We start from the raw sequence: 25,367 nt of genomic DNA, 5'->3' as shown, positions 1-25,367 counted from the left end.
GGCAAGAGTGCCCGAGCGGATATCACTCTCGTTGTTGGTCATCACTCTGTCGTTGCTTCCTGAAGTGTGACGCTATGAGTCAGAGCCTAGCGGGTTTACGAAAAAGGAGTTGGGCGAGGTTCGGGTGTCCATGGCATGCGCGCCCCTGGAATGCCCGCGCGCTGGATGATTTCGGGCACGAAGGCTTCCTGACGATGCGCCATGATATGTACGCCGCTCACACCTTCTATCTCACGTAACTGCTGGATCATCTCGATGCAGAGGTCTCGGCCTTCCGCCTTCTGATCCCTGGCCCCTTTCAAGCGCTTGAGTACGTCATCCGGGATATGCACGCCAGGAACATGGCGGCGCATCCACTCGGCGGTGCGTGCCGAGGCCAGCGGGCCGACGCCGGGCAGGATGAAGCATTTCTCCAGCAGGCCCAGATCACGGGCACGATGCATGAAGTCCTGAAAGCGCGGCAGGTCGAAACAGTACTGTGTCTGGATGAACCGGGCGCCGGCGGCAATCTTCTTGGCCAGGCGATGAGGGCGAAACGCGAAGGGCGGGGCGAAGGGGTTGGCGGCTGCGCCCAGAAATACCTGGGGCGCTGAGGTCAGTGTCCGGCCGCTGGCGTAGGCGTGCTTGTCACGCAGCCCGGCGACGATTTCCAGCAGCGACAGGGAGTCGAGATCGAACACCGGCTTGGCCTCGGGGTGATCCCCGACCTGCACGCCATCCCCGGTCAGACACAGCAGGTTGCGGATGCCCAGCGCCGCAGCCCCCAGTACATCGCCCTGGATGGCGATGCGGTTTCTGTCACGACACGAGATCTGCATCACCGTCTCATGGCCTTCGCGGGCCAGCAGGGCACACATCGCCACGCTCGACATATGGCAGTTGGCACCCGAGCCATCGGTGGCGTTCATGGCATCCACATGGCCGGCAAACAACTGCGCGCGCGCATGCACTTCCTGTGGATCGGCCGAGTCAGGCGGTGCCAGCTCGGCGGTGACGGCAAACTGACCGCTGCGAAGCACTCTCTCCAGGTGACCGACGTTGCTATCGCGCTCGGTAGGTGGCGGTTGGGTGTTGTCCGGGATAGTGAGTCTGGAGGTCATTTCAGGCTCTCTCGGCGTTCAGCGGCTTGCCGAGCCACGCGCAGCCAGGATGAGGTGCCCTGCAGGCGATGGTCCACCGGCAACTGCACGATCTGGATCGCGTCGTTGTCCTTCATCCGCTGGCTGCCTTCCCAGGCTTCCACCCAGACACAGCGCGTGTCCGGTTCGACTTCACAGTTGCCATTCTGCATGACACCGCCGCAGGGGCCGTTGCGCAGGTGCTTGGGGCAGTTCATTGAGCAGGACATGCCGGTCGAACTCAAAATGCACTGGCCACACATCTGACAGTCAAACAGCAAGCCCTTGCAGGCTTGCTCCAGCCTGGCGACAGGCTTCTCGGCGCGTGCGTAACCGACGGACTTCCACAGCGGCTGCAGTTTGATGATCACCGGCTCGACGGCCTGATAGGTGAGCTCCAGCAGTCGCGCGTGACGTGCGGCCCACAGACGAATCGAATACACGCATGCCTCCTGTCAAAACCTGGCGGGGGTAACGCCCTGGGCGTTTCGGAGCGCTATCTTCGCATGGCCGCCACCCGGGCCGACATCCCGTGGGCGGCAGCGTCACTATCGAAAGGCGCAGGCCAAGGCGCAGGCGACGGGCCATGAAGGACTCATTGTTCGGCGCCGAGGCTTTCAATGATGAAGCTCTCCATGGCCTGCGCCGCCGGCGACAAGCTGGCGCCCTTGCGGCGAATCAGGCCCACTTCGCGACTAACCCGCGGTTCAGCTAGCTCAATGAACCGCAGGCGCTCATATTCCTGCGGAAATGCCAGGCGGGGCAGCGTCGTGACCCCCATCCCGGCGACCAACGTGGCTGTCAACGAAATCATGTTGGAGATATACAAGGCATGCATCTCGAGCAGTGACTCGGCCGCCGTGCCCTGCAATAGCCGCGAGGTGCCATTGCCGATCAGGGATTCTGTCTCCAGTGCTTGCCATGTCAGAGTCTGGCGCTCGGCCAGGGGGTGATCGTCACGGCAGACCACGCCGACTTCGTCATGAAACAACGGATGAAAGAGCAATTCTTCCTCCAACCCCCACAGGCTGGTGATGCCGATGTCGACCTGACCGCTGATGACCTGCTCGCGGACAAAATCGGCGTTGCCATCGTGGAGACCGACCTTTATCCCCGGATAGCGACTGACGAACTCGGAGAGCAGTTTCGGCATCAGTCGGCTGGCCACTGACGGCACCACTGCCATGTCCAGTTGGCCTGCCTCCTTGGCGGCGCGCGCCTGCAGCTCCCGGCTCAGACGATCATGCTGATTGATCAGCTCCCGAAAGCGCGGCACGCAGTAGCTGCCATAGGGTGTCAGAGTCGCCTTGGCACCCTTCTCGAACAGCGCCTCTCCCAGGCGGTTTTCCAGCTCGCGGATGGCCATCGACAGGGCAGGCTGCGTGCGATGCAGATAACGAGAGGCAGCGTGAAAACCACCGTGATCCACCACTGCCAGGACATAGCGCAGCGGCGTGATCTTCAGCTCTGCGACCATCGCGTCGATCCTCTTCAAAGTGGTAAGGGAAATTTATCATAGGGTATTTATTATTGATTATCTTTATCCCTCTGGGCCTCCTAGTCTGTTGTCACCGCGTTCAAGGAGGTTCACATGTCACACCACACCACTACCGCCACTCACGCCGCTGTTCACGATCTCTACATCGATGGTCAGTGGGTCGCAGGTCAGGGCAGCATCGCCAATCTCAATCCGTCCGATACCCGTGATGTCATCGGCCATTATGCGCAGGCCAGTGTCGATCAGGTCGCCGATGCCATCCAGGCGGCCAAGCGTGGCCAGGCACAATGGGCACAGTCAGGCCTCGAGCAACGTTATTCCGTGTTGATGGCCATCGGCGATGAGCTGATCGCCCGCAAGACGGAGCTGGGTGAGTTGCTGGCGCGTGAAGAGGGCAAGACCCTGGCGGAGGGAGTGGGTGAGGTACATCGCTCCGGGCAGTTCTTCCATTACTACGGCGCTGAAGTGCTGCGCCAGATTGATGAGCGCGCAGACTCGGTGCGTCCTGGCGTTGAGGTCGAGGTCCGTCGGGAGCCTGTCGGTGTCGTCGGTGTGATCAGCCCCTGGAATTTCCCGATGGCGACAGCGGTCTGGAAGATTGCGCCTGCGCTGGCCTTCGGCAACTCGGTCGTCTTCAAACCGGCCAATCTGGTCCCTGCGAGCGCATGGGCGCTGACCGAAATCATTCATCGCCAGTCACTCCCGGCAGGCACTTTCAATCTGGTGATGGGCCCGGGCAGCAGCATCGGGGATGAACTGATCTCCAGCCCTGACATTCATGCCCTGTCCTTTACCGGCTCTCTGGAAGTGGGGCGCCGAGTGGCGGCGGCCACTGCTGCCAATCTGGTCAAGTGCCAGCTGGAAATGGGCTCCAAGAACGCCCTGATCATCGCCGATGATGCCGACATGGAGCTGGCCGTCGAGGCAGCCTTCAATGGTGCCTACTCGGGCACTGGCCAGAAATGCACAGCATCTTCGCGGCTGATCGTGATGGAATCAGTCCATGACGAATTCGTGGAAAAGCTGACTCAGCGACTGTCTCAGGTACGCGTCGGCCACGCATTGGAAGAGGGCGTGCACATGGGGCCTGCAGTCGATGCCAGACAGCTCGAGTCCAACCTGTCCTGGGTGCAGCGCGCCCAGCAAGAGGGGGCAACGTTGGTCTGCGGCGGCGAGCGTGTGGAGTGCGCCACCGACGGCTACTTCATGAGCCCAGCGCTGCTGGTAAATACCAGCAACGACATGGCCATCAATCGCGAGGAGATCTTCGGTCCCATCGCCTGTGTCATCAAGGTGAGCGACGCAGAAGAAGCCATCAATGTGCTCAATGACACGCACTTCGGGCTCACGGCGGGCATCATCACCAACTCCCTGAAACTGGCCAGCAGCTTCAAGGCGCGTGCCGAAACCGGCTGCGTGATGGTCAATCTGCCGACTGCGGGGACCGATTACCACGTGCCCTTCGGCGGACGTAAGGCTTCAAGCTTCGGGCCTCGTGAGCAGGGGCGATACGCGCGCGAGTTCTACACCATCGTGAAGACCTGCTACATCAAGGCGTGAGGAGGCCCCATGTCAAAGACAATGCTGACGATCGATGGCCTGCAGTATTCCAACTGGTCACGCGAGATATTTGAACAGATGCGTGAAGGCGGGCTGGACGCGGTACACGCCACCCTCGTGTACCACGAGACGACGCGAGAGACCTTGTCGCGTCTTGGCGAGTGGAATCGCCGTTTCGAGGCCTGGCCTGATCTGATCATGCCCGTGCATGTGCCGCAGGACATCGCGGTTGCGCAGGCCAGCGGGCGTGTCGGCATCATCCTGGGGGCGCAGAACTGCTCCCCCATCGAGGACGATATCGACATGGTCGAGGTGATGCGTGACCTCGGGTTGATGATCATGCAGCTGACCTACAACAACCAGAGTCTGCTGGCCTGCGGGTGTTACGAGTCGGAAGACAGCGGGATCACTCGCTTCGGACGCCAGGTGATCCGTGAGATGAATCGCGTCGGCATGGTCATCGACATGTCGCACAGCGCAGAGCGCTCCACGCTCGAGGCGATCGAGATATCCGAGCGCCCCGTGATCATTTCCCATGCCAACCCGGAAAGCTTCCATCCGGCAAAGCGCAACAAATCCGACAAGGTGCTCAAGGCCATCGCGGAGAGTGATGGCCTGCTGGGGTTCTCGGCGTATCCCTTCCACCTGCGCAATGGCTCCGACTGTACCCTGACTGAATACTGCGAAATGATCGCCAGAACCGCAGACCTGATGGGCGTCGAGCACCTGGGGATCGGCACCGACCTGTGTCAGAACCAACCGGTGTCTATTCTGGAGTGGATGCGCAATGGCCGCTGGTCCAAGGACATGGATTACGGTGAAGGCAGTGCCAGCAACGCTGACTGGCCGCGTCCGCTGTCCTGGCTGCGAGACAGTCGTGACTTCCCCAACCTGATTGCCGGTTTGCGCAAGGTCGGCATGTCCGGGGACGAAGTGGCCGGCATCATGGGCAAGAACTGGGTCGCGCTCCTCGAGCGCGCCGCGACCCGTCAGGAGACCGCGCCCGCCTGATCGCCGTAACGCTATGCCATGGCACCTGTGCCGAGCCAGGAATCCTCAGGGTATCGCTCGGCAACCAACAACCATAATAAATGCCTGCCAATGACGAGAGCTCGTCAGAGGAATGCCACATGACTTCATCTCGCAAGACCACGACGTCTGCCACGTCGGATGCGTTACCACAAGGTCAGTACCGCTTTGGTGACCCTGTCGTTCTGACCTGCAGCATCGGCTTCATACTGCTGTTCGTCGGCCTGTCCCTGTTTGATCTTGAAGGGGTCGCGCAAGCCATCAGTGCCGGCTTTGCCTGGACCGCCAGAACACTGGGCAGCTACTTCCAGATTCTGTTGCTGCTCACCTTCTTCATTGCCCTGGGGCTGACCGCGACGCCTGCGGCCAGTGCCCGTATCGGTGGCACGCGAACGCCTGAGCTATCCACCTTCAAGTGGGTGTCGATCATCATGTGCACCTTGCTGGCGGGAGGTGGGGTCTTCTTCGCTGCCGGCGAACCGGTGTACCACTTCTTGGTGACGCCGCCTGCCTTTGATACCGAGCCGGGCACTGCGAACGCCATCGCGCCTGCACTGGCGCAATCCTTCATGCACTGGGGCTTTCTTGCCTGGGCCATTCTGGGCAGCCTGACCGCCATCGTGCTGGCGCATGCCCATTACGACAAGGGCCAGCCCCTGCAGCCGAGAACGCTGCTGTATCCCGTATTCGGCGAGAAGATCATGAAGGGCAAGCTGGGCGGCGTGGTGGATGCCATGTGCGTCATCGCCGTGGTGGCAGGAACGGTGGGCCCCATCGGTTTTCTGGCCACCCAGGTCAGTTTTGGCCTGCATGAGCTCTTTGGCGTGACCAATGACTATTCGACGCAGCTGAGCGTGCTGGTAGTGCTCGGGGTGATCTACGTCACCTCGGCCGTGACCGGCATCGACAAGGGCATCCAGATCATGTCGCGCTTCAACGTCTTCCTGGCGCTGGGCGTGGCAGCGGTAATCTTCGTCTTCGGGCCGACCCTGTTCATGGTCAATGCCTTCACCCAGGGCTTTGGCGAGTATCTGAGCTCGTTCTTCACCATGTCGACCATGACGGCACAGAGCGCTCCAGACTGGTGGATGCAGTGGTGGACCGTATTCTTCTTTGCCTGGTTCCTCGGCTATGGCCCGCTGATGGCGATCTTCGTGGCGCGCATCTCCAAGGGCAGAACCATCCGTCAGATGATCCTGACCGTTGCCGTGCTGGCGCCACTGGCCACCGCCGTCTGGTTCACCCTGCTGGGCGGGGCGGGCATCTTCTATCAGTTCACCGGCGTGATCGACCTCACCGAAGCGCTCAACAACTTCCAGTTCGATGTCGCGACCCTCACCGTGGCGCAGGCATTGCCCGGCGGGACCGCAATGGCAGCTGCCATCCTGACGCTGACCACCATCTTCGTCGCCACCACCGGTGACTCGATGAGCTACGCGATCGCCGTCGTCAGTGCCGGACACGATGACCCCAGCCCGCTGGTGCGTGCCTTCTGGGGCATCAGCATGGCGTTGATGGCTGCGATACTCCTCTATATGGGGGCCGGTCAGATCAGTGCGCTTCAGCAGTTCATCGTCATCACGGCCATCCCTGTTTCGCTGGTGCTGCTGCCCTCATTGTGGACAGGACCTCAATCAGCCTTCGCGATGGCACGTGCGCAGGGAATCACCAGCCAGCGGTCCGCCATGCCGGCCCCGGAAGACGCAGGAGAGCGTTGATATGTCTCGCAATCACCAGGGCGCGCGCCTCTCGTCCACCGAGCAACGGCTGCGGCTGCGGGCACCGGACGATGTGATGCAGCTGGAGCGCCTCGGCAGCCTGCATGCCAGTCGTCTGAGTTTCGTGAGAAGTCTGGTGCGCCAGATGGCACATGAAAAATGGAAGATCACCACGACCCGCTTCGAACTGGATGCCCTCGGTCACGGTGTGGCGATCTACTGCCTGCAGACGCCCAGCAAGCGTTATCACGGCGTCATATTTTCTCAGGCGCTTGAGGATTCCGCACGCTCTGACCGCGTCATCGCCGAGGCCTGGGATGTCACCTTCGGCGTAGTGGAGGGGGATGTGGATGATGCGCTTCTCGAGCAGATGGCGGCCAATGTGCCGTTGCAGGAAGCCGGGCGCCAGCACCCGAGACTGCTGGTCCTTTCGCGTGCCAATCGCAGCTTGCGTAACTTCGCAAGCTTCCTGGAGGCACTGAGTGCAGGCCAGCAACCTGATCCTGAGTGGCTGACCCGGGTCGGCTATCTGTATCGGACTACGGCCGTCTATGGCAATGGCAAGTTCGGCATCGCGGATTATGACCGTCTCAAGGACAACGCGGATTTCCATCGGCCATTTTCTGCCCAGATGCTGGGTGTCTATCTGCTGCGTCACTTCTCGATCCAGCAGATAGAGCACATGGCCCGTGCCCAGGCACCCGAGACCGCCGCACCTCTGGCAACCTCATTGAAGCGCTATCTGGGCATCGGCAACTCCACTGGCCTCGGGATGGCGCCGTTCCTGATCAATCATCCGCAGTTGGTACAGCGCTGGGTGGAAAGCCGAGAACTGGCGCTTGCCGAGGTGACGGCACAGGCACCGGGAGAGCAGGAGCGTTCACGTCTGCTGGCACTTCTGCAGCGCGCCGAGACTCATCTGCGCCAGACGGTCACGGATGATCACGAGCAGACCCTGCGCAACCAGGCCACGGTGGCGTCGTTGCCTGAGCTGATGACCTGGCTCGAACTCGTGCCGCTGTCGCCGGAGCTCTGGCAGGAGCTGATCGACTGGAATCACCAGCAGCATGGGCTCGAGGCTCAGGAGCTGGTGAACACTCTGCTGCTGGAGCTGTATCCGAGCATCGTCGACCGCTATGAGGACCTGATGGCGGTGGAAGAAAGCCTGGAGCTGACCCCTGACATGCCGCTGGTTCACCTCAAGCAAGTGATCGAAACGCACTACGACTGGGCGTTACGCGTCGATTTTACACTCGCCGAGAATCGCCACTGGTTCTGGTATCGCTCGGTCGAGAAGGAGGAGCCCCGTCTGGGAGTCCGCGACAGGGAAGCGGGTGCCGACAAGGAAATGAAGCTGGCGATTGCCCCGCGTGTCGCCGATACCCATGCGGCGATCAGTCAGTACCTGGAAGATCACCCTCGTGCCTTGGTGGTGGAATTCCTGATCCAGTGCCCGCGCCACAAGGATATCGTTCGCCGCATTCAGAGCATGGCCAGCACCTCTTTCGGCGAGATACGCGCCAACCTGTGGGCGCGCGACATGAAGCCCATGCACTTGCTGCGAACCAAGCTGTCGTTCTTCGGTGCCAGCCGTTTCGACCCGAAGTCTGACCGTTGGGTGCGTATCACGCTCTTTCAGGGGGCTCCGCTGGTGGAGGAACTCAACGCCGAGCCGCAGGATCCTGTCGCGTTTGATGATTGGAGCTTCCCGCTGGCACCGCAGATTGCGCGCACGGTGCTGCCAGAGATGACCGCCGACCCTCGGCAGGGCAATACCACGACAGTAGGAGGAATGTCATGAAGGTCTCCTACAACGAGCTTCACGGACTGTGTCGCAAGGCCTTTCAGGCGATGGGCTTTGAAGACGGTGACGCCGGGGATGCCGCCGACATGGTGGCCTGGATGCAGCTCTATGAGCTGGAAGGGCTGGCGGCGCTCAATCGCGGACTGCGTTTCTTGCTGGAGGATACCGATGAGCGTCCGCCGGAGATCGTCTATGCCGATGGCGACCTCGCGGTACTCGACAGCCACGGTCACAGCGTATTGAAGAGCTCATCTCTGGCGCTGGAACTCGGCTTCGCCAAGGCACGTGCGCGTGGCCTCGCCGTCATCAAGATCCAGCATTGCCACAATCGGCAGCTGATCATGGGCTATCTGGCGCGCCTGGCGGGGCGTGGCATGAATGTCACCGCCTTCTGGCGCAACGCCCAGGATGTGGACGAGGCGATCGGCTGCCCCATGATCGAGCAGGTCGTGGGCTTCAGAGCCAACAGCTCGGTCCCCGAGATACGGGTCTATGCCGTGCGTGAAGTGCCAGAAGAAAATGAGCCCAATGATGGCATCACGCTGGTGATGGCCAACCATGTCGATCTGCTGCCATCCCTTCGCTCCGACTATGACGTTGACCTGCTGGCCTGTCATGAAGAGTCGAAGCTGCTCGCCTGTCGCCAACGTGCCATGCAGGAAGGCATCGAGGTGGATGACGAACTCTGGTCACGCCTGAAAGCACTTTCGACACGCCTGTTGGTCGAGGCAACGGAAGACTCTCGCAGCGGTGCCGGCGCCGGTTCCACCGACAACGACTGACCTTTCGCGTCTCAATACGCCCCATCACTCCATGATTCGCCGCTCTTGCGTCGGCGGGTCATGGAGTGCGCCCATCGAAAGATTCTCGAGGAATACCCATGGTTCATCCCGTCAAGACTGATCTGTTTGCCTCTCGTGCGCCCCTGTCATGGGCGAGTGTCGGCAATGGCATCCTGTTCACTGCCCAGATTCCAATCGATGCCGCCGGCAATGTCGTGGAGGGCGGGATTGCTGCCCAGACCCGCCAGACGCTGGATAATCTGATTCATACCCTGGAATGCGCCGGTGGTGACGCCTCTTCGCTGACTCAGGTGCTGATCTATGTGACTGATCGCGAGCACCTGGCGACAGTGAATAGCCTCTATGCAGAATATGTGCGTGAGCCCTATCCCAATCGGGCTGCCATCATCGTCTCCGGGTTTGCACGTGAAGAGATGCTGGTCGAGATGGTCGCCTACGCCGCATTGGAAGGCGATACAGGCAGCTCTGCTTAGAGCCCCCTCTGTAAGATTGATCAGCCGGATACCATCGCTCAAAGAATAAGCGTTCCGAGATCACCCGCGCGCGTTCACGCCAGGTGCCTATCTAGTCATTGATGGGCGCCTGAGTTCATTGCACTGGGGCTGACCAGGGCGTAATCGCCTGGGTGTACTTACTGGCGCGTCGCATGGCCTGACGATGCAGGTACTCCAGGCTATGGGCATAGTGCGTCAATGTCTGCTCCGGTGTGCGGTGGCCGATCCAGATGGCGAGTTGATACAGCAACATGCCACGTTCCCGGCTATCTTCCCCGGCATAGCCCTTAACTCCCTCAAGAAAGCGTTTCAGGGGCGCTTTTTGCAAGCCCCAGGAGCCGTGCTCCTGCAAGTCATCGAGAATGTCTCGATTCTGCGCTGCTTCAAGACGGATCAGCCACCAGCTGACGGCTGCGTGACGTAACGAGTGAAAGTCGATAGCGTTTCCCAGTACATCTCTCATGGTGTCGATCGCCGGGGCGATCAGACCGGCGTGGTTGAAGGCCAGACCGCTGTCACTCGGGCCGAACAGGGCGATGTCAGAGAGAGCTGTCGTGGGGAAGCATCGCCGCCGATAAACCCACCACGCTGCCAACAACTGGATATCTCCGAAGAATGTCAGAAGGTGCAGCGGAAGTACGCGCCGTGCCGCAGGGGTCTTTCCGCCACGAATATAAACGCGGCACTCAATCTCTGGCAATGAACTCAGCTGCTCACTCAACGCCTCGCGAATGGTCTCCATCTCATGCGATGCAGGAGGTGAGAGCTCTGTGTCAGATAGCGCCGGTAAGGGGGTGGCCGGGCATTGATCTTCCAACCAGTGCTCGAGCGAGAAGGTTCCCTGAGGACATTCGATGCGAATGTCTCGTAGCGTCAGGGCGCAGACTTCGCTGGCGCGCATACCACCGTGGAAGCCGAGGGCGATGCTGAGCCATTGCATGGTGGCATCAGGCGTTGTATCGGGCTTGGAGAGTAGATGGCCCCGTACCTTTTCCATCTGTCTCAGGGTGGCAAAATGAATTCGTTTGGCGCTGGGAGCTTTACTGTTGCCTGATATCGGCGGCTCGACGTCCAGCAGTACTCCCATACTGTGCATGAAGCGGATGAGTTGCCCCATATTGCCAAGAAAGCTCTGTGTCGTGCTGGCAGACCAGCCCATATCGTGTGGCACACACCAGCACATTTCCTGAGCACTGTCGTTGTCCCATTCCTGGATATCGATCGACAAGGCGTAGTCCGCCATCGCCATCGGCAAGCTGCGAGACAGGTAGGTGTGCAATGAGCTGACGCGAAGCATGCGAGTCACGCGCAGATCGTGGAGCCAATAGAGCACCATGGCCGGATAGCTATGGCGGATACCCATGAGCTTGGTGAGACGCCTGCTTGTCTCGAGTAACAGAGCCTCCAGGCGCCCTCTGACCTTCTCGTCGCTTGTCTTGCGCAGATAATCAGAGGAAATGACACCGATCCATTGCTTGATGATACGTCTTGCAGAAGGAAGCCAGTCAATTGACCAGAAAGCTCCGCTAATCAAGCGCTGCCCCGGAGGTTGTGTCAGCACGGTTGGGGGATATGGAGCCTTCGTTTCTGATGCCTCGGCTGCGAAAAGATCCACGGTGCTCATCTTGTCGTCATTCGCCACAGGCTCATGCTGGCGGTCGATGGAATGAGCCGCCATGACGGGGCTGGGAGGAGGGGCCTCCAGCCGAGCGAAATACGAGTGGGGCTCATAAAGCCCTTGGGCGCTACTGTAGGGAATCGGATAGCGACTGAACTGACTCACCCAATAGCCTGGCAACCCTCCTAGTACTGCGGCATGGGGCAATGCTCTCAACAGAGTCGTTAGTTTTAGCGTCCGGCGTTCCTCGATCGTCAGGGGCAGTGTGGTGACCAGGGACGCCAGCTCCTGTCTCATGCGACCCTTGACGCTGCGAATCCGCTCGGTAATCGAGAGAGGTTCGTCTTCCGGCCTCTCGGCCAGTAACCATTTGTCCTTGGCGGCGGCGGGTTTCTTGGCTCTCAGTGTCTTGAATGCTGTCGCCAGTGTCGACTCCAATGGCAGACGGTAGGCCGTCAGGTGAGACGACATGATCCGTGGTGGGGTCGAGTGAGCAGGGATCCAGACCCACTCATTAGGGGTATTTCGATCACCCTCGAAGTGACGGCGCGTGAGGCAGGCCAATGTGACCAGAATAACTTGTTGCCCCAGCCCTGCACGCACGCCGAGCTCTACGGCAGCGCGTAGCAGGGGAAAGTCAGTGCCGGAACGACGTAGCTCGCGGATGATCGGCAAGACCCTTGCCGTGCTGGCCAGTGCCTTCGCATCCATTGGCAGCACGCTTTTGCGCCTGGCTAGCGTGGGCCACTGTGGCAGCATCGCCAGGACTCCCGGGCTTTGATTGACCTCCTCCAGAAAGTGGCCGATGACGCCGTAGGCTTCGCGACGCCCTATCGGGCGACGATGGTGCACACTTCTCCACCGCATCAGTTCCTCGACCATGCCTTCGGCTTGCGTGTAGTCGAGTGCCAGCGTAATGCTCCCGGCCTCTGCTGGTACATCGTTGGCTGGTTGGCGCTTGGCGTGACGCTCGAGCCAATACAGAAGGTGCAGGCTTTGCTGGCGCTGCCTGCCCTTGACTCGATCAAGTCGGCGCTCCTCCCATCGCCGCCAAAGCTCCTGCATGTGGTGGGTTTTCATGAACTTTAGGTGCAAGTCAGGATCGGGGCGGGTCAGTAATCGGGTTACTGGAGCATCCTTTTCACGAGCAATGGAAAATATCCAGTCTCCGCTCATGGCAAATCCTTGAGAGGTAGTACCCTTATCCTCAACTCCTCGGACAAGCCCCCCAAGAGGCGTTGCATCTCGGGTGGTAGGCAGAGGTTGCTGGCATAGGGGGCGTGACGCTGCTGGCCGCGTTTGACATGGCCCAGCAGCATATCCAGCGTGTTTGCTTTCATTCGGCCATCAAGTGTCTGGGTGACGAAATGACGCGGGGCGTTATCGGGCAGTGCCAGCAGGGTATCGAGTGCACTGCGTGATGATGTGGTCAGCTGCGGTGCCTGATGGCGTGCGCTGATCCAGTCTCGCATGTAGGTCTGTCGGAAAGGCTTTGCTGTCAGGTTGAGGCTCGCCCTGCGCCTCGACCACCACATGGCCAGTGCCTCCTCGTTTTCAGGCCATGACAGCCAAGTCTTTCCCTTTCGTGGCCAGTTTTGACGCCAAGCGGTCTGCCACGCCTCTAGGGTATCGAGGTTCTGGCAAACCGGGAGAGGTAGCGGGATTACCCGGCTTTCTCTGTAGTGCCCCGAATCCTTGTCAGCGACCCAAAGCAGACGTCCACGCCGAGACATTCGCGTAGTGGGGCCTATCGGGCGCAGTCCTGCTGTCAGCTGAACGCCCAGGAGTGTGTAGCAGCAAAGGGCGCTATTGAGTTCGATCAAGGCCGAGCAGACATCTTGCGAATGACTTTGCGTACGGGCGACTTTGGGGAAGTCAGAAAGGCCAGCTTGCACCAGATCATACAAGCCCTTCAGTGCCTCTCTGGCCGTATGGAGCGTCAGTGTCACGCTCGAGCCCAAGGCCGTGATGGCTTGTGTCTCATTGGGAAGTGCAACCGCTTTCTTTGGTATTGCGATTCCCCACCATTCAAGCGACGCGTTCATGAGCCGCTGTAGCTCACGCATGGGCATCTTGCGGTAAGCGGCAGGCGCTGCCGTTTTCAGACTGAGTTCCCCGTTAAGCCACTCTGCTTCGATATCCGTCTTCGCCATGCCGAGAATGTGATGCCGCGCGGCTCTGACAACGCGCTGAGCCGTGGGGGTGGTGCCAGTGTCTGACCTCATGTGTTGCACCAGCTGGCGATTGAGCAGCGTCAGGGTCTTTATCAGAGGCTGAGTTGTCGCATCACTCAATTGATTGAGTGATGCCGCGAGGGTGTTCGGTAGTCGTAGAGAGAGTGGTGGACTGCCTGACGGTGCATGAATGACGGGGACGTAGAGTGTCTTGCTTTCAGCAACCCACTGCAGCGGTTGACCACGCGATACCGGCGTAGTGCGGAGCAGCGCTTCCTGCGCTACATCCGTCACACGCATCTGGCTGAGACGCACTGGGGCAATACCAGTCGCGAGTACAAGCTGCACCAGCAGTTTGGCATCAGGCGGCAGAGGTAATGCCAGTATCGTGCGGATCTGCCCCTGAGTCGTGGCGAAAGTCGACAGACTTCCCAGGCTCTGCGCGATAGAGGTTTGTTGACGCTTGCGAGCGATTACCCTGCAATCTTCCGGTGTCAGCAGGCTGTCCCCCTTGCGATAGAAGGGGGCTTCCTCTTCTTGCTGGTGTGAGACGCTGTCTCGTTCGAGGCTGGCATCCTCGTCCCCGTCCGGGCGCAGTGGTGCATCGAGTGTCTCAGGTAGTTCAGGGCTGGAGGCAACAGGCGAGAAGTTGTGCTTGAAAGTGTCTTGAAAAAAGACAGAGCGTTGCGGGCTTCGTTTCGTGTAGCGCGCGCGTCGAGTTCCAAGGGCTGGATTACCGGAGAGCAGTTCATAGGCTCGATTCAAGCGGTTATAAAGCTTCGACTTATCGTTCGCCAGCCAGGGCATGCTTTTCCAGGCACTGAGCAACGAGAGACTGGCAGAATGACTCCATACGATCGGGTGCTGCCAACGTGGCAACATGTACCTCAATGCGATGCGTAACGTCGACAGATGTTGGTAATAGATACTGGGATCGACAAGAGGGCCTGAGTGGTAACCCGCCATGTCGCGCAGGGCGAGGCGAATCAATCGTCGATTGTGCTCAATGGGAGACTGCTCGCCATTGTTTGGCAAGAATGCGAGGTAGGGTGTTGAGGCTGTACCGTGGCGTGCAATCTGTGATGCCTGAGTTGCGATATCTGTTCGCACCATGGTGGGGCCGAATTTGTCGGGAAAGGTCAGGTGACTATGTAAGGGATGGCTCTGACGTATTGTCTGTAAAGGGCCCGGCTCAAGTGGGAGAAGCCTCAGGAGCTTGCTGATGAGGTCAAGCAATTCAGGATCGTTCTCATCCTGCGCATGAATCTGAGCGGATATCCAGAGGTCCGCTTGGCTGCAGGGGGGGAGGTTGCGCTGAAGAAACGGCCAGAAGTGCCTTTCCTCTGAAGCTGACAATACTCGGTCACCCAGTTGATCTGCCCATTGGCGGAGTATTGTCTCGGGGAGCCACGTCTTGCTCTCGAGAGTGTCATGCGTCATGACGAGGAGCTCTCTGTGTCGTCCTGCTGATCGTCAAGCAGATCGCCGATCTTTTGGTTGGCTACCTGAGGCTTGCAAGTCGGTGAGGGGGCGGGATTCACTGTATCCGGGGGTGTGCTCAGCGCTTTTTGCCATCGGGGCGGCGTTGTCGGCTTAGACGCTGGGGGAGTGATAGTCGCTGAGGTGGGTGCCTCCTTTTGTGCCTCGTTCTCCCGTTTTGTCGCGGTAGAGGGTGACTCTGACACCACGGGCTCATCGTCGGGACTACGCTGCCCTTTCGGGCTATGAGCGCGTTGCAGCGTACTCTTGGCCCAGCGTCCTTGGGTCAAGATCATGAGGCTCTTGATATCCAGGGTGGGTTTCGATAACCCGAATACGATGCGAGCCAGTTTCTCTTCCAGTCCAGGCTTTTCGTTGAGCTGCTTGATGAAAGCTCGGGCGTCCATCACGTGTGAGGTATTGAAAAGCTCCTGGGGCAGTACCTCTGACAGGTAGCGCAACACCTCCAGCTCCTCATAGGTGAGGGTTTGTCGGTCCACCTCGAAAACCTGAAGGGAATGGAAGTTCTCGAGAGTGAGCCCACTTAATTGGCGCAAGAGCGTCCCATTGTTGAGCAACTCAGCATGGCCCTGAGCACTGACAAGCACGATGGGTAGGTGCCGGAGCAGAACACGCTTGTGAGATATCGTTGTGCCTTTGCGCGAGGGGGGAAGGTGGATGAGATAGCCAAGGGAGCGTCGTGAACGACTCCGTAACTTGCCTGAGATGACAAACTCAGCCTCAGGTAGTGGGGCGTAGGTATCGGTCATGATCCCTCCTTGGTGTCTTATTAATTACCTCATCCTTATAGTAGGATAAATATCACCTCATTGGTGTCCATGGAAGTGCTACCGTCCTTGGCAGCGCTTTTCAGAGTGCGAGCTATCAAAAGATGTCGTTGCCCGGGTCATGCATGTCATCCGCCATGCGAATGTAGCGTTCGAAGGTTTTCTGGTCCCGGTGTCCGCTGATGCGCTTTATCTGTTGGTCGCTCTTCCCGCGGAGATGTGCTTCGGTAATGAAGCCAGCACGGAAGCTGTGGGTCGTGAAGCCTTCCTCTGCTAGACCCGCCCGTATGAGCGCCTGTTTGAGAAGGTTGCTGAAGGTGACAGGATGCATTCTGCCGGCTCCCAGCCCGCCTCCCTGATCAATGGATCGATATAAGGCACCTCGCTGAATACCGCTCCGCTCCAACCAGGCTTCCAGCAGACTCACCGGACAGCAACGACCGCCCGCAGGATTACGGGGAAGCGTCTTTTGCTCGATCCGTCCGCTTTGATTGGTTTTACTGTGGCGCAACGTGATCACGATACCGCCATCACGCCACTCGATATCCTCCCTGTAGAGTGCGACCACCTCACTGGAGCGAAACGCTCCGTAGAAACACAGACAGAACATGCTGGCATTACGTAAATCCCGCGGTGACTCGAGATCCAGCGCATTCAGCAGCTGTTGTAAATGATGGAGTCGCAATGCGGGCGCTTGACGTTGCCGTCCATCACTCTTGCGATGAATCCCCTTCAATACGCCCTTCACTTCCAGGCTCAGGGTGGGAGAGGGCAACTGCATGTAAACATGCCAGGTGCCCAGCGAGCTGGCATGGCGGGAAATCGTGGCAGGCTTGCGGCCTTTGATATGCAACTCGGCCAGATAATTGGCAACTTGCTGGGCAGTGGCGGGAAGTGAGTAGCCGGCTTTCAAGAAGCCTCGAATATCTGATCGGAATGCCAGAATCGTGTTCTTGGCCATGCTGTCAGACAGCAATCGTCTGGCAGCGCGTGACAATTCCATATCGCCTGTCAGCGCATGGCTATCTTCCATGCCGGACCATGACGACACATCGGTGGGCAGGCCTACGGCCTTCTTCTTAGGCGACATGATTTCCTCCTTGCGATGTGGCTGAGCAGAAGGAAGGAAGACACATTGAGGGTGTTCGCTTTACACCGAAGAATAAAGGAATACATGGCAGTGGGATGATCATGAAGTACCTCGATTAGCAGGCAGTATCTGACGCCGGTTCGGTGGCGCCTCTTGTCCTGCGGAGTCGCTTGCAGGCAACTCCCACGCTATCGAGCTTCGTGAAGCTGGGAAGGCAATTTTCAGTGGGCCGATGGCTGTAATCCTGCAGTCTATATAACAGGTGCCACTCTTGTTCGAGGGGAACGAGATAACACAGGTGAGGGAAGTATGACTGGCATGACATATCGCCTGTGTTCGATGTGTCGTTAGGTAGGGCTGCACCAGTAAGCGACACAGCACTTAGAAGAAGGATTTTAACTCGCCATGTGGCAGAGCACAGACCAAGAAAATTGCGAAAGATCACCAGGTTGGTGCGCATGGGAAGAGATATATTTTTCTATGCACCTGATTAGTGCGCTCAGGATATTTAATTCTCTACCGAAAAATAGTGGTGGCGGTGGAATGTACTAAGCAAGTCGGCCTTATGCCATTGATTGGCATATCGATTGCACTACACGAGGAGGGATAACAAGTACAACAAGACACGAGGGAATGTCGTGAACAAGAAAATCGCTGCCGCAATGCTATCCGCCTGTGTCGGTTTCTCGCTGGCCAATGTCGCCCAGGCAGAAGAGGGGCCGATCAAGGTCGGCATCCTGCATTCACTGTCCGGCACCATGGCGATCAGTGAATCGACACTGAAAGACACCATGCTGATGCTGATCGAGAAGCAGAACGAGCAGGGCGGGCTGCTGGGACGCAAGCTGGAGCCTGTCGTGGTCGACCCGGCCTCCAACTGGCCGCTGTTCGCTGAGAAGGCGCGTGAGCTGCTGGCGCAGGACAAGGTCGACGTGATCTTCGGCAACTGGACGTCCGTCTCGCGCAAGTCAGTGCTGCCGGTGGTCGAGGAGCTCAACGGTCTGCTGTTCTATCCGGTGCAGTATGAGGGCGAGGAGTCCTCGGAGAACGTCTTCTACACCGGAGCGGCGCCCAATCAGCAGGCGATTCCGGCAGTGGATTACCTGATGAACGACGTGGGCGTGGAGCGCTGGGTGCTGGCGGGCACGGATTATGTCTATCCGCGTACCACCAACAAGATCCTGGCCGCCTACCTCAAGTCGAAGGGCGTGGCGGACGAGGATGTGATGGTCAATTACACCCCCTTCGGCCATTCCAACTGGCAGTCCATCGTCTCGGACATCAAGTCCTTCGGCAGTGCCGGCAAGAAGACGGCCGTGGTGTCCACCATCAATGGCGATGCCAACGTGCCGTTCTATCGTGAGCTGGCCAACCAGGGCATCAATGCCGAGGACATCCCGGTGGTGGCCTTCTCGGTGGGCGAACAGGAACTCTCGGGCATCGATACCGCGCCGCTGGTCGGCCACCTGGCCGCCTGGAACTACTTCATGAGCGTGGACAGCGACACCAACTACGACTTCATCGATGAGTGGATCGATTACACCGGCAAGGAAGATGCGGTCACCAACGACCCGATGGAAGCCCACTACATCGGCTTCAACATGTGGATGGAAGCCGCTCGCAAGGCCGGCAGCGTCGAGGTCGATGCGGTCAAGGACGCCATCATCGGTGTCTCGGTGCCCAACCTGACCGGCGGCTACGCCACCATGATGCCCAACCATCACATCACCAAGCCGGTGCTGATCGGCGAGATCCAGGACAACGGTCAGTTCTCCGTCGTCTGGCAGACCCCATCCACCGTGGCAGGCGATGCCTGGTCGGACTATCTGGAAGGTTCCAAAGACCTGATCAGTGACTGGCGCAAGCCGATGGAATGCGGCAACTACAATGTCGTGACCCATTCCTGTGGGGCTCAACAGAGCGTTGCGGCGCAATGATGCGTAGCACGTTCTGAGAGCGAGGCGGCGTGCTGGCTCACCTGCATGCCGCCTCGTTGAGTGTCAGTCTCCGAAGCCGCGATGCCCTCGGAGACTGATGACGCCTTTGCGCGTTCACCATGGATGGCCTTCTTGATGTCTATCTCCGTTGCAACGATGTACCGCGGGTGCTGGCAGTGGATGCTGCTGGTCTGTCTTTTGTCATTCCCCCTGTTTGCCGCTGCCCAGTCCGAGTCCGCGACTGGCCAGTCTGCGCGCCTGTCCGATGGCGCTGCCCAATCCCTGTTGACCCGGCTTGCCGAGGCACGCAACCCGGTCAAGCCGGCCGTGATCGATGAGATCGCCATGAGCGGCGATGCGCGTGCGCGTGGCTGGCTGGAAGCCTTTTCCGCCAGCAAGCTGGCTCGCCTCAAGGACGCCGAGCGCTTCTTGATCATCGACAACAATCGCGGCCGTGAGTGGGCCGTCTCCGACGCCCTGTCGGGAGAGTCGGCGGGCAAGGTCTCGCGCCGCGACCTCAAGACACTGCGCAGCAACAACTCGCTGCGTGGGCATATCGATGGCGTGCTCTCGATGATCGACCTGTCTTCGCCGGATGCCGAGGTCAGACTCGCGGCGGCGCGCGGCCTGCGCGGCAGTGTCGATGAGGCCATGGCCGAGCGGTTGCCGAGCCTGATCGAGCAGGAAGGCGATGACGCTATCCGCGCCACTCTCGAGGAAGCGCTCGCCATCCAGCAGCTGGAAGCCACTGGCGACCCCGCAGCGCTGGACACACTGTCCGGCAGCCTGAACGCCGCCGCGATCGCTGCCATCAATGGCGCCGCGGCGAGTGATGATCCGCAGCTGGCCCAGGCCGCCAAGGTGGCGCTGGCCGGTATCGAGCAGAAGCTTCAGCTCAACAGCGGGCTCGAGACGCTCTACTTCGGCCTCTCGCTGGGCTCGGTACTGGTGCTGGCCGCCATCGGGCTTGCCATCACCTTCGGTGTCATGGGCGTGATCAACATGGCGCATGGCGAACTGATCATGCTGGGCGCCTACACCACCTGGGGCATGCAGCAGCTGCTGCCCGGGCAGCCGGGGCTGGCGCTGCTGCTGTCGATTCCGGCGGGCTTTCTGGTCGCGGCGGCGGTGGGCATCATCATCGAGCGCAGCGTCATCCAGCACCTCAAGGGGCGTCCGCTGGAGACCTTGCTGGCCACCTTCGGCATCAGCCTGATCCTGCAGCAGCTGGTGCGTACCACCATCTCGCCCTTGAATCGCATCGTGGTCACGCCGGAGTGGATGAGTGGCTCGCTGATGATCAACGAGGCGCTGTCACTGACGCTCAATCGCCTCTACATCATCGGCTTCGCGCTGTTCGTGTTCGCCGGTCTGATGCTGATCATGCGCCGCACCCGTCTCGGCCTTGAAGTACGTGCGGTGACCCAGAACCGTGCCATGGCGCGCTCGATGGGCATCAAGGCAACCCGTGTCGACATCATGACCTTCGCGCTGGGCTCCGGCGTTGCCGGCCTGGCCGGTGTCGCGCTCTCCCAGATCACCAACGTCGGGCCGAACCTGGGCCAGAACTACATCATCGACTCCTTCATGGTCGTGGTGTTCGGCGGGGTCGGCAATCTGTGGGGCACGCTGGTGGCCGGCATGTCGCTGGGGCTGCTCAATCAGTTCCTCGAGCCCTGGGCGGGTGCGGTTCTCGCCAAGATCGTGGTGCTGGTCTTCATCATCCTGTTCATTCAAAAGCGCCCGCGGGGACTCTTCCCGCAGAAGGGCCGCGCCGCGGAGGGTTGATCCATGCCTGATTCACGTTCCTGGCTGGCGCGCCCCTTCACGGAGCGCTCCACCCAGACCTTCCTCGCGGTGCTGACGCTGTCGGTGCTCGCGATCACGCTGCTGCATGTGCTGCTGCCCGAGGGGCATCCGCTGCATGTCAGCACCTTCACCGTCACCCTGCTGGGCAAGTACCTGTGCTATGCGCTGCTGGCGGTCGCGGTGGATCTCGTCTGGGGCTACCTGGGCATTCTCAGCCTGGGCCACGGCGCCTTCTTCGCGCTGGGCGGTTACGCCATGGGCATGTATCTGATGCGCGAGATCGGTGACCGCGGCGTCTATGGCAATCCGGAACTGCCGGACTTCATGGTCTTTCTCAACTGGCAGGAGCTGCCGTGGTTCTGGCAGGGCTTCGACATGCCGGCCTTCGCCTTCCTGATGGTGCTGCTGGCGCCGGGGCTGCTGGCGCTGGTGTTCGGCTTCCTCGCCTTCCGCTCCCGCGTCACCGGTGTCTATCTCTCGATCATCACCCAGGCGCTGACCTTCGCCTTGATGCTGGCGTTCTTCCGCAACGAGATGGGCTTCGGTGGCAACAACGGCCTGACCGACTTCAAGGACATTCTCGGCTTCGATCTGCGCACGGATGCGGTGCGCATCGCGCTGTTCATCGCCAGTGGCGTGGCGCTGGGGCTCGGCTATCTGCTGTGTCGTGGCATCGTCGGCTCCAAGCTGGGGCGGCTGAGCATCGCCTGTCGCGACGCCGAGGCGCGCACGCGCTTTCTGGGTTACCGCGTCGAACGTGTCCAGCTGTTCATCTTCGTGGTCTCGGCGATGCTGGCCGGGGTCGCGGGTGCGCTGTACGTGCCGCAGGTCGGCATCATCAATCCCGGCGAGTTCTCGCCGCTGTTCTCCATCGAGGTGGTGGTGTGGGTGGCGCTAGGTGGCCGCGCGACGCTCTACGGCGCCGTGCTGGGCGCGCTGATCGTCAACTACGCCAAGACGGTATTCACCGGCATCATGCCGGACGCCTGGCTGTTCGCCCTTGGTGGTCTGTTCGTGCTGGTCACCGTGCTGTTGCCCAAGGGCATCGCTGGCCTGTTCGCCCAGCGTGGCTGGGGCAGACGCTCGCAGTCGTCCAACGCGAAGAGCGAACCGCCGTCCGAATCGGCATCCGGTTCCCGTCCCATCGAGGAGGCCACCGCATGAGCCTGTTGAAAGAGATGGCCACGCGTGACCGCGTGTTCGACTTCCTGACCCCGCGCATCTCGCCGGTGGACGTGACCCACGGGCCGATCCTCTATCTGGAGGATGTCAGTGTCAGCTTCGATGGCTTCAAGGCGATCAATGACCTCAACCTGACCATCGACGATGGCGAGCTGCGCTGCATCATCGGCCCCAATGGCGCGGGCAAGACCACGATGATGGACATCATCACCGGCAAGACGCGCCCCGACAGTGGCTCGGTGTGGTTCGGCAGCCGGCACGATCTGCTGCGCATGAGTGAGCCCGAGATCGCCACCCTGGGCATCGGGCGCAAGTTCCAGAAGCCCACCGTCTTCGAGGCGCTCAGCGTGTTCGAGAATCTCGAACTGGCCATGGCCACCGACAAGCGCATCTTTCCGACGCTGGCCGCGCGCATGAGCGGTGAGACCCGCGCCAGGATCGAGGAAGTGCTCGAGACGATTCACCTCAAGGAGTGGCATGCGCGCGAGGCGGGCATCCTGTCCCACGGCCAGAAGCAGTGGCTGGAGATCGGCATGCTGCTGATGCAGAAGCCGCGGCTGCTGCTGGTCGACGAGCCGGTGGCCGGCATGACCGAGCAGGAGATGGAGCGCACCGCGGAGCTGCTGACCAGCTTGGCGGGACGCCAGTCGGTGGTGGTGGTCGAGCACGACATGGGCTTCGTGCGCTCCATCGCGCGCAAGGTCACGGTGTTGCATCAGGGCGCGGTATTGGCGGAAGGCAGCATGGATGCGGTATCGAGCGACCCGAAAGTCGTCGAGGTCTACCTGGGAGAGAGTGACGGATGACGCAAGCGCTGAACACCAAGGCACCGATGCCGGGCGGCGAGTCGCCGCTGCTGACCATCGACACGCTCAACCAGTTCTATGGGGAAAGCCATACGCTGTGGGACCTGACGCTGGAGATTCCCGTTGGGCAATGCACCTGCGTGATGGGCCGCAACGGCGTCGGCAAGACCACGCTGATGAAATGCATCATGGGCGAGGAGAGCGCCCGTGACGGCAAGCTTCTGTACCGCGCCGATGGCGATGCCAGTGGTAGCGATTCCGGTCGCGATGTCAGTAGCAATGAGCCGCTTGATCTGACGCGGCGCAAGCTCGAGGAGCGCGCCCGCCTGGGGGTCGGCTACGTCCCCCAGGGGCGGCAGATCTTCCCGATGATGACGGTGGAAGAGAATCTGCGCACCGGGCTTGCCGTGCGCCGCGATGGTCTGCGCCAGATTCCCGAGCGCATCTATGAGCTGTTTCCCGTGCTCAAGGAGATGCGTCACCGCCGCGGGGGCGACCTGTCCGGTGGTCAGCAGCAACAGCTCGCCATCGGTCGCGCGCTGGTGATCGAACCGCGCCTGTTGATTCTCGATGAGCCCGGTGAGGGCATCCAGCCCAACATCGTCGCCCAGATAGGCGAGGTCATCCGCCGCCTGATCAAGGAAGACGGCCTGACGGTGCTGCTGGTCGAGCAGAAGCTGCCCTTCGCGCGCAAGTACGCCGATCGCTTCGTGATCATGGATCGCGGCCGCCGGGTGGCCGAAGGCGAGATCGCGGCGCTGTCCGATGAACTGATCAAGCAGCACCTGACCGTATGACGATCCGATGCGTGATTCCCGCTGACGGCGCGATGGATGCCGTGCGCAGTGAGGCCAATGCCTCCGGCCACCGCTTCGATGACCAGCGCCAGTGGCAGGCCTCGCTGGCGCTGCGTTTCGAGGCTGATGCGCGCGACACCAGTGATGGCGGGCGCGCCATCACCCGCCTGACGCGCAGACGCCATCATGGCCCGCTGCGCGTGCAGCGGCCGTTCTATCCCGAGGGCCGCCACGGCTGCTGCCACGTCTATCTGCTGCATCCACCGGGTGGGCTGGTCAGTGGCGATGCGCTGCAGATCGAGGCCGAGGTGGAGGAGGGCGCGCATGTGCTGTTGACCACGCCGGCGGCGGCCAAGCTCTACAAGGCCGACCGCAACGGTGTGGCCTGGGGCCAGCATACCCATCTCAAGGTCGCCGACGGGGCCACCCTGGAATGGCTGCCCCAGGAGACGCTGGCGTTCAATGGCTCGCGCGGCGAGCAGACCACCACCCTCGAGCTTGCCGGCTCTGCACGCTGTCTGGGCTGGGAAGTGCTGGCACTGGGGCGCCCGGTCGGTGAGCTGCCCTTCGTCAGCGGCCATCTCGAACAACGCTTTCGCCTGACCCGTGACGGCAAGCCAGTGTGGATCGAGCGCCAGTCGCTGGACCCGCTGCATCCGCGCTTCACCGGGCACTGGGGGCAGGGCGGTTGCAGTGTGCAGGCGACGCTGTGGGCGGTCGGACTCGAGGATGAGGCGGCGGCCATCGAGGCCCTGCGTGAGGCGATACCTGCTTCCCCGCGTTGGGCGGTGACCCGCCGCGAAGGCGTGTTGCTGCTGCGCTATCTGGGCCATGAACGCAACGAGGCCTGGACGCTGTGCCAGCAGGCATGGCAGCTCCTGCGCCCCCTGATGACGGGACTTGAGGCACAGGTGCCACGTATCTGGCTGACCTGATCTCGAAAGCCCCACTGAATGACAACCACAAGAGCCACGACATGGAACTGACGCCAAGAGACAAGGACAAGCTGTTGCTGTTCACCGCAGCGCTGCTGGCGGAACGCCGCAAGGCCAAGGGCCTCAAGCTCAACTACCCGGAATCCATCGCCTTGATCAGCGCCGAGATTCTGGAAGGCGCACGCGAAGGCTTGAGCGTGGCCGAGCTGATGGGGCGCGGCGCGGAGGTGCTGACCCGTGACGACGTGATGGAAGGCATCGCCGAGATGATTCCCGAGGTGCAGGTCGAGGCGACCTTCCCGGACGGCACCAAGCTGGTGACCGTTCACAACCCCATCGTGTGAGGCGAGCAATCATGATTCCCGGTGAATATCTGGTGGCGGACGGCGAGATCTCTCTCTGCGAAGACCGCCTGCGCACCACGCTCTCGGTCGGCAATACCGGCGACCGACCGATCCAGATCGGCTCGCACTATCACTTTGCCGAGGCCAATCCAGCGCTGGTGTTTGATCGCGAGGCCGCCCTCGGGCAGCGCCTGGACATTGCCGCCGGCACGGCGATTCGCTTCGAACCGGGGCAGACGCGTGACGTCACGCTGATTCCCTTCGCCGGCAGTCGTCATATCTATGGCTTCCGCGGCGAGGTGATGGGGCAACTCAAGGATGACGGCAGTGTCGAGCGCTGCCCCTTGCGACTAGGCGTCAGGCAATGGCGCTGACAGGCAATCG

The 25,367-nt window shown here is 60.7% G+C and carries 21 protein-coding genes; 14 read left to right on the top strand and 7 right to left on the bottom strand.

Going from position 1 to position 25,367, the window contains the following annotated elements:
- Positions 1 to 95: 95 nt before the first annotated feature.
- The 3 genes from H2O77_RS11535 to H2O77_RS11525 form a co-directional block, all read right to left on the bottom strand.
- Entirely contained in the window at positions 96 to 1,100 is a 1,005-nt protein-coding gene (locus tag H2O77_RS11535) for a methylenetetrahydrofolate reductase (RefSeq protein ID WP_215823127.1), read from the bottom strand.
- Positions 1,097 to 1,561 (bottom strand): methylenetetrahydrofolate reductase C-terminal domain-containing protein, encoded by a 465-nt coding sequence (locus H2O77_RS11530; protein WP_077373944.1) that lies wholly within the window; start codon positions 1,559 to 1,561, stop codon positions 1,097 to 1,099. The genes H2O77_RS11535 and H2O77_RS11530 overlap by 4 nt, the downstream gene beginning before the upstream one ends.
- A 152-nt stretch (positions 1,562 to 1,713) precedes the next feature.
- Entirely contained in the window at positions 1,714 to 2,595 is an 882-nt protein-coding gene (locus H2O77_RS11525; protein ID WP_131432367.1) for a LysR family transcriptional regulator, read from the bottom strand.
- A gap of 114 nt (positions 2,596 to 2,709) precedes the next feature.
- Here H2O77_RS11525 and H2O77_RS11520 point away from each other — a divergent pair, with 114 nt between their 5' ends.
- The 6 genes from H2O77_RS11520 to H2O77_RS11495 all read left to right on the top strand — a co-directional run bounded on the left by H2O77_RS11520 (position 2,710) and on the right by H2O77_RS11495 (position 10,003).
- A complete protein-coding gene (locus H2O77_RS11520; RefSeq protein WP_215823126.1) occupies positions 2,710 to 4,176 on the top strand; it encodes an aldehyde dehydrogenase family protein in 1,467 nt (488 codons plus the stop codon).
- Positions 4,177 to 4,185: 9 nt separating this feature from the next.
- Positions 4,186 to 5,187, top strand: coding sequence for a dipeptidase (locus H2O77_RS11515; protein ID WP_215823125.1), 1,002 nt, complete (start codon positions 4,186 to 4,188; stop codon positions 5,185 to 5,187).
- A gap of 119 nt (positions 5,188 to 5,306) precedes the next feature.
- Positions 5,307 to 6,923, top strand: a complete 1,617-nt coding sequence (locus tag H2O77_RS11510; RefSeq protein ID WP_215823124.1) for a BCCT family transporter — start codon at positions 5,307 to 5,309, stop codon at positions 6,921 to 6,923.
- A gap of 1 nt (position 6,924) precedes the next feature.
- Positions 6,925 to 8,724 carry a hypothetical protein gene (locus H2O77_RS11505; protein ID WP_215823123.1) on the top strand — a complete coding sequence of 600 codons (1,800 nt, stop codon included), beginning with the start codon at positions 6,925 to 6,927 and terminating at the stop codon, positions 8,722 to 8,724.
- Complete coding sequence (locus H2O77_RS11500; protein ID WP_215823122.1) at positions 8,721 to 9,509, top strand: DUF3726 domain-containing protein; 789 nt, start codon at positions 8,721 to 8,723, stop codon at positions 9,507 to 9,509. Before H2O77_RS11505 ends, H2O77_RS11500 begins: the two co-directional genes overlap by 4 nt.
- A 98-nt stretch (positions 9,510 to 9,607) precedes the next feature.
- Entirely contained in the window at positions 9,608 to 10,003 is a 396-nt protein-coding gene (locus H2O77_RS11495; protein ID WP_215823121.1) for a RidA family protein, read from the top strand.
- A gap of 115 nt (positions 10,004 to 10,118) precedes the next feature.
- Here H2O77_RS11495 and H2O77_RS11490 read toward each other — a convergent pair whose 3' ends face one another.
- From H2O77_RS11490 to H2O77_RS11475, 4 genes are all read right to left on the bottom strand, one after another.
- Positions 10,119 to 12,818 carry a hypothetical protein gene (locus H2O77_RS11490; protein WP_215823120.1) on the bottom strand — a complete coding sequence of 900 codons (2,700 nt, stop codon included), beginning with the start codon at positions 12,816 to 12,818 and terminating at the stop codon, positions 10,119 to 10,121.
- The gene (locus tag H2O77_RS11485) at positions 12,815 to 15,256 is read right to left on the bottom strand and encodes a hypothetical protein (RefSeq protein WP_215823119.1); all 2,442 of its coding nucleotides are present in this window, start codon (positions 15,254 to 15,256) and stop codon (positions 12,815 to 12,817) included. Before H2O77_RS11485 ends, H2O77_RS11490 begins: the two co-directional genes overlap by 4 nt.
- A complete protein-coding gene (locus H2O77_RS11480; RefSeq protein ID WP_215823118.1) occupies positions 15,253 to 16,065 on the bottom strand; it encodes a hypothetical protein in 813 nt (270 codons plus the stop codon). Before H2O77_RS11480 ends, H2O77_RS11485 begins: the two co-directional genes overlap by 4 nt.
- Before the next feature lie 115 nt (positions 16,066 to 16,180).
- On the bottom strand, positions 16,181 to 17,173 hold the full coding sequence (locus tag H2O77_RS11475) for a site-specific integrase (protein WP_240548592.1): 993 nt from the start codon (positions 17,171 to 17,173) through the stop codon (positions 16,181 to 16,183).
- Positions 17,174 to 17,835: 662 nt separating this feature from the next.
- Here H2O77_RS11475 and urtA point away from each other — a divergent pair.
- The 8 genes from urtA (at position 17,836) to H2O77_RS11435 (ending at position 25,357) form a co-directional block, all read left to right on the top strand.
- Positions 17,836 to 19,110 carry an urea ABC transporter substrate-binding protein gene (urtA, locus tag H2O77_RS11470; RefSeq protein ID WP_215824586.1) on the top strand — a complete coding sequence of 425 codons (1,275 nt, stop codon included), beginning with the start codon at positions 17,836 to 17,838 and terminating at the stop codon, positions 19,108 to 19,110.
- A gap of 135 nt (positions 19,111 to 19,245) precedes the next feature.
- Entirely contained in the window at positions 19,246 to 20,898 is a 1,653-nt protein-coding gene (gene urtB / locus H2O77_RS11465; RefSeq protein ID WP_240548591.1) for an urea ABC transporter permease subunit UrtB, read from the top strand.
- A gap of 3 nt (positions 20,899 to 20,901) precedes the next feature.
- Positions 20,902 to 22,083, top strand: coding sequence for an urea ABC transporter permease subunit UrtC (gene urtC / locus H2O77_RS11460; protein ID WP_215823117.1), 1,182 nt, complete (start codon positions 20,902 to 20,904; stop codon positions 22,081 to 22,083).
- Positions 22,080 to 22,907, top strand: a complete 828-nt coding sequence (gene urtD, locus H2O77_RS11455) for an urea ABC transporter ATP-binding protein UrtD (RefSeq protein ID WP_175089551.1) — start codon at positions 22,080 to 22,082, stop codon at positions 22,905 to 22,907. The genes urtC and urtD overlap by 4 nt, the downstream gene beginning before the upstream one ends.
- Before the next feature lie 47 nt (positions 22,908 to 22,954).
- Positions 22,955 to 23,704, top strand: a complete 750-nt coding sequence (urtE, locus tag H2O77_RS11450; protein WP_215824584.1) for an urea ABC transporter ATP-binding subunit UrtE — start codon at positions 22,955 to 22,957, stop codon at positions 23,702 to 23,704.
- 32 nt (positions 23,705 to 23,736) lie between these two features.
- Positions 23,737 to 24,639 (top strand): urease accessory protein UreD, encoded by a 903-nt coding sequence (locus H2O77_RS11445; RefSeq protein ID WP_240548808.1) that lies wholly within the window; start codon positions 23,737 to 23,739, stop codon positions 24,637 to 24,639.
- A 41-nt stretch (positions 24,640 to 24,680) separates the two neighbouring features.
- On the top strand, positions 24,681 to 24,983 hold the full coding sequence (gene ureA / locus H2O77_RS11440; protein WP_024952521.1) for an urease subunit gamma: 303 nt from the start codon (positions 24,681 to 24,683) through the stop codon (positions 24,981 to 24,983).
- Positions 24,984 to 24,994: 11 nt separating this feature from the next.
- Positions 24,995 to 25,357 carry an urease subunit beta gene (locus tag H2O77_RS11435; protein ID WP_215823115.1) on the top strand — a complete coding sequence of 121 codons (363 nt, stop codon included), beginning with the start codon at positions 24,995 to 24,997 and terminating at the stop codon, positions 25,355 to 25,357.
- Positions 25,358 to 25,367: the final 10 nt, after the last annotated feature.

Source organism: Cobetia sp. 4B (assembly GCF_018831605.1).
In the GTDB taxonomy this organism is placed as follows: domain Bacteria; phylum Pseudomonadota; class Gammaproteobacteria; order Pseudomonadales; family Halomonadaceae; genus Cobetia; species Cobetia amphilecti.
The sequence above is the reverse complement of the archived record's forward strand: the minus strand, read 5'-3'. Positions and strand labels throughout refer to the sequence as shown.

Bases quoted from the DNA above. Each gene is read 5' to 3' on its own strand.
- H2O77_RS11535 (WP_215823127.1), bottom strand. From the start codon at position 1,100: ATGACCTCCAGACTCACTATCCCGGACAACACCCAACCGCCACCTACC.
- H2O77_RS11525 (WP_131432367.1), bottom strand. From the start codon at position 2,595: ATGGTCGCAGAGCTGAAGATCACGCCGCTGCGCTATGTCCTGGCAGTG.
- H2O77_RS11520 (WP_215823126.1), top strand. From the start codon at position 2,710: ATGTCACACCACACCACTACCGCCACTCACGCCGCTGTTCACGATCTC.
- H2O77_RS11515 (WP_215823125.1), top strand. From the start codon at position 4,186: ATGTCAAAGACAATGCTGACGATCGATGGCCTGCAGTATTCCAACTGG.
- H2O77_RS11510 (WP_215823124.1), top strand. From the start codon at position 5,307: ATGACTTCATCTCGCAAGACCACGACGTCTGCCACGTCGGATGCGTTA.
- H2O77_RS11505 (WP_215823123.1), top strand. From the start codon at position 6,925: ATGTCTCGCAATCACCAGGGCGCGCGCCTCTCGTCCACCGAGCAACGG.
- H2O77_RS11500 (WP_215823122.1), top strand. From the start codon at position 8,721: ATGAAGGTCTCCTACAACGAGCTTCACGGACTGTGTCGCAAGGCCTTT.
- H2O77_RS11495 (WP_215823121.1), top strand. From the start codon at position 9,608: ATGGTTCATCCCGTCAAGACTGATCTGTTTGCCTCTCGTGCGCCCCTG.
- H2O77_RS11490 (WP_215823120.1), bottom strand. From the start codon at position 12,818: ATGAGCGGAGACTGGATATTTTCCATTGCTCGTGAAAAGGATGCTCCA.
- H2O77_RS11485 (WP_215823119.1), bottom strand. From the start codon at position 15,256: ATGACGCATGACACTCTCGAGAGCAAGACGTGGCTCCCCGAGACAATA.
- H2O77_RS11480 (WP_215823118.1), bottom strand. From the start codon at position 16,065: ATGACCGATACCTACGCCCCACTACCTGAGGCTGAGTTTGTCATCTCA.
- H2O77_RS11475 (WP_240548592.1), bottom strand. From the start codon at position 17,173: ATGTCGCCTAAGAAGAAGGCCGTAGGCCTGCCCACCGATGTGTCGTCA.
- urtA (WP_215824586.1), top strand. From the start codon at position 17,836: ATGCTATCCGCCTGTGTCGGTTTCTCGCTGGCCAATGTCGCCCAGGCA.
- urtB (WP_240548591.1), top strand. From the start codon at position 19,246: ATGTCTATCTCCGTTGCAACGATGTACCGCGGGTGCTGGCAGTGGATG.
- urtC (WP_215823117.1), top strand. From the start codon at position 20,902: ATGCCTGATTCACGTTCCTGGCTGGCGCGCCCCTTCACGGAGCGCTCC.
- urtD (WP_175089551.1), top strand. From the start codon at position 22,080: ATGAGCCTGTTGAAAGAGATGGCCACGCGTGACCGCGTGTTCGACTTC.
- H2O77_RS11445 (WP_240548808.1), top strand. From the start codon at position 23,737: ATGGATGCCGTGCGCAGTGAGGCCAATGCCTCCGGCCACCGCTTCGAT.
- ureA (WP_024952521.1), top strand. From the start codon at position 24,681: ATGGAACTGACGCCAAGAGACAAGGACAAGCTGTTGCTGTTCACCGCA.
- H2O77_RS11435 (WP_215823115.1), top strand. From the start codon at position 24,995: ATGATTCCCGGTGAATATCTGGTGGCGGACGGCGAGATCTCTCTCTGC.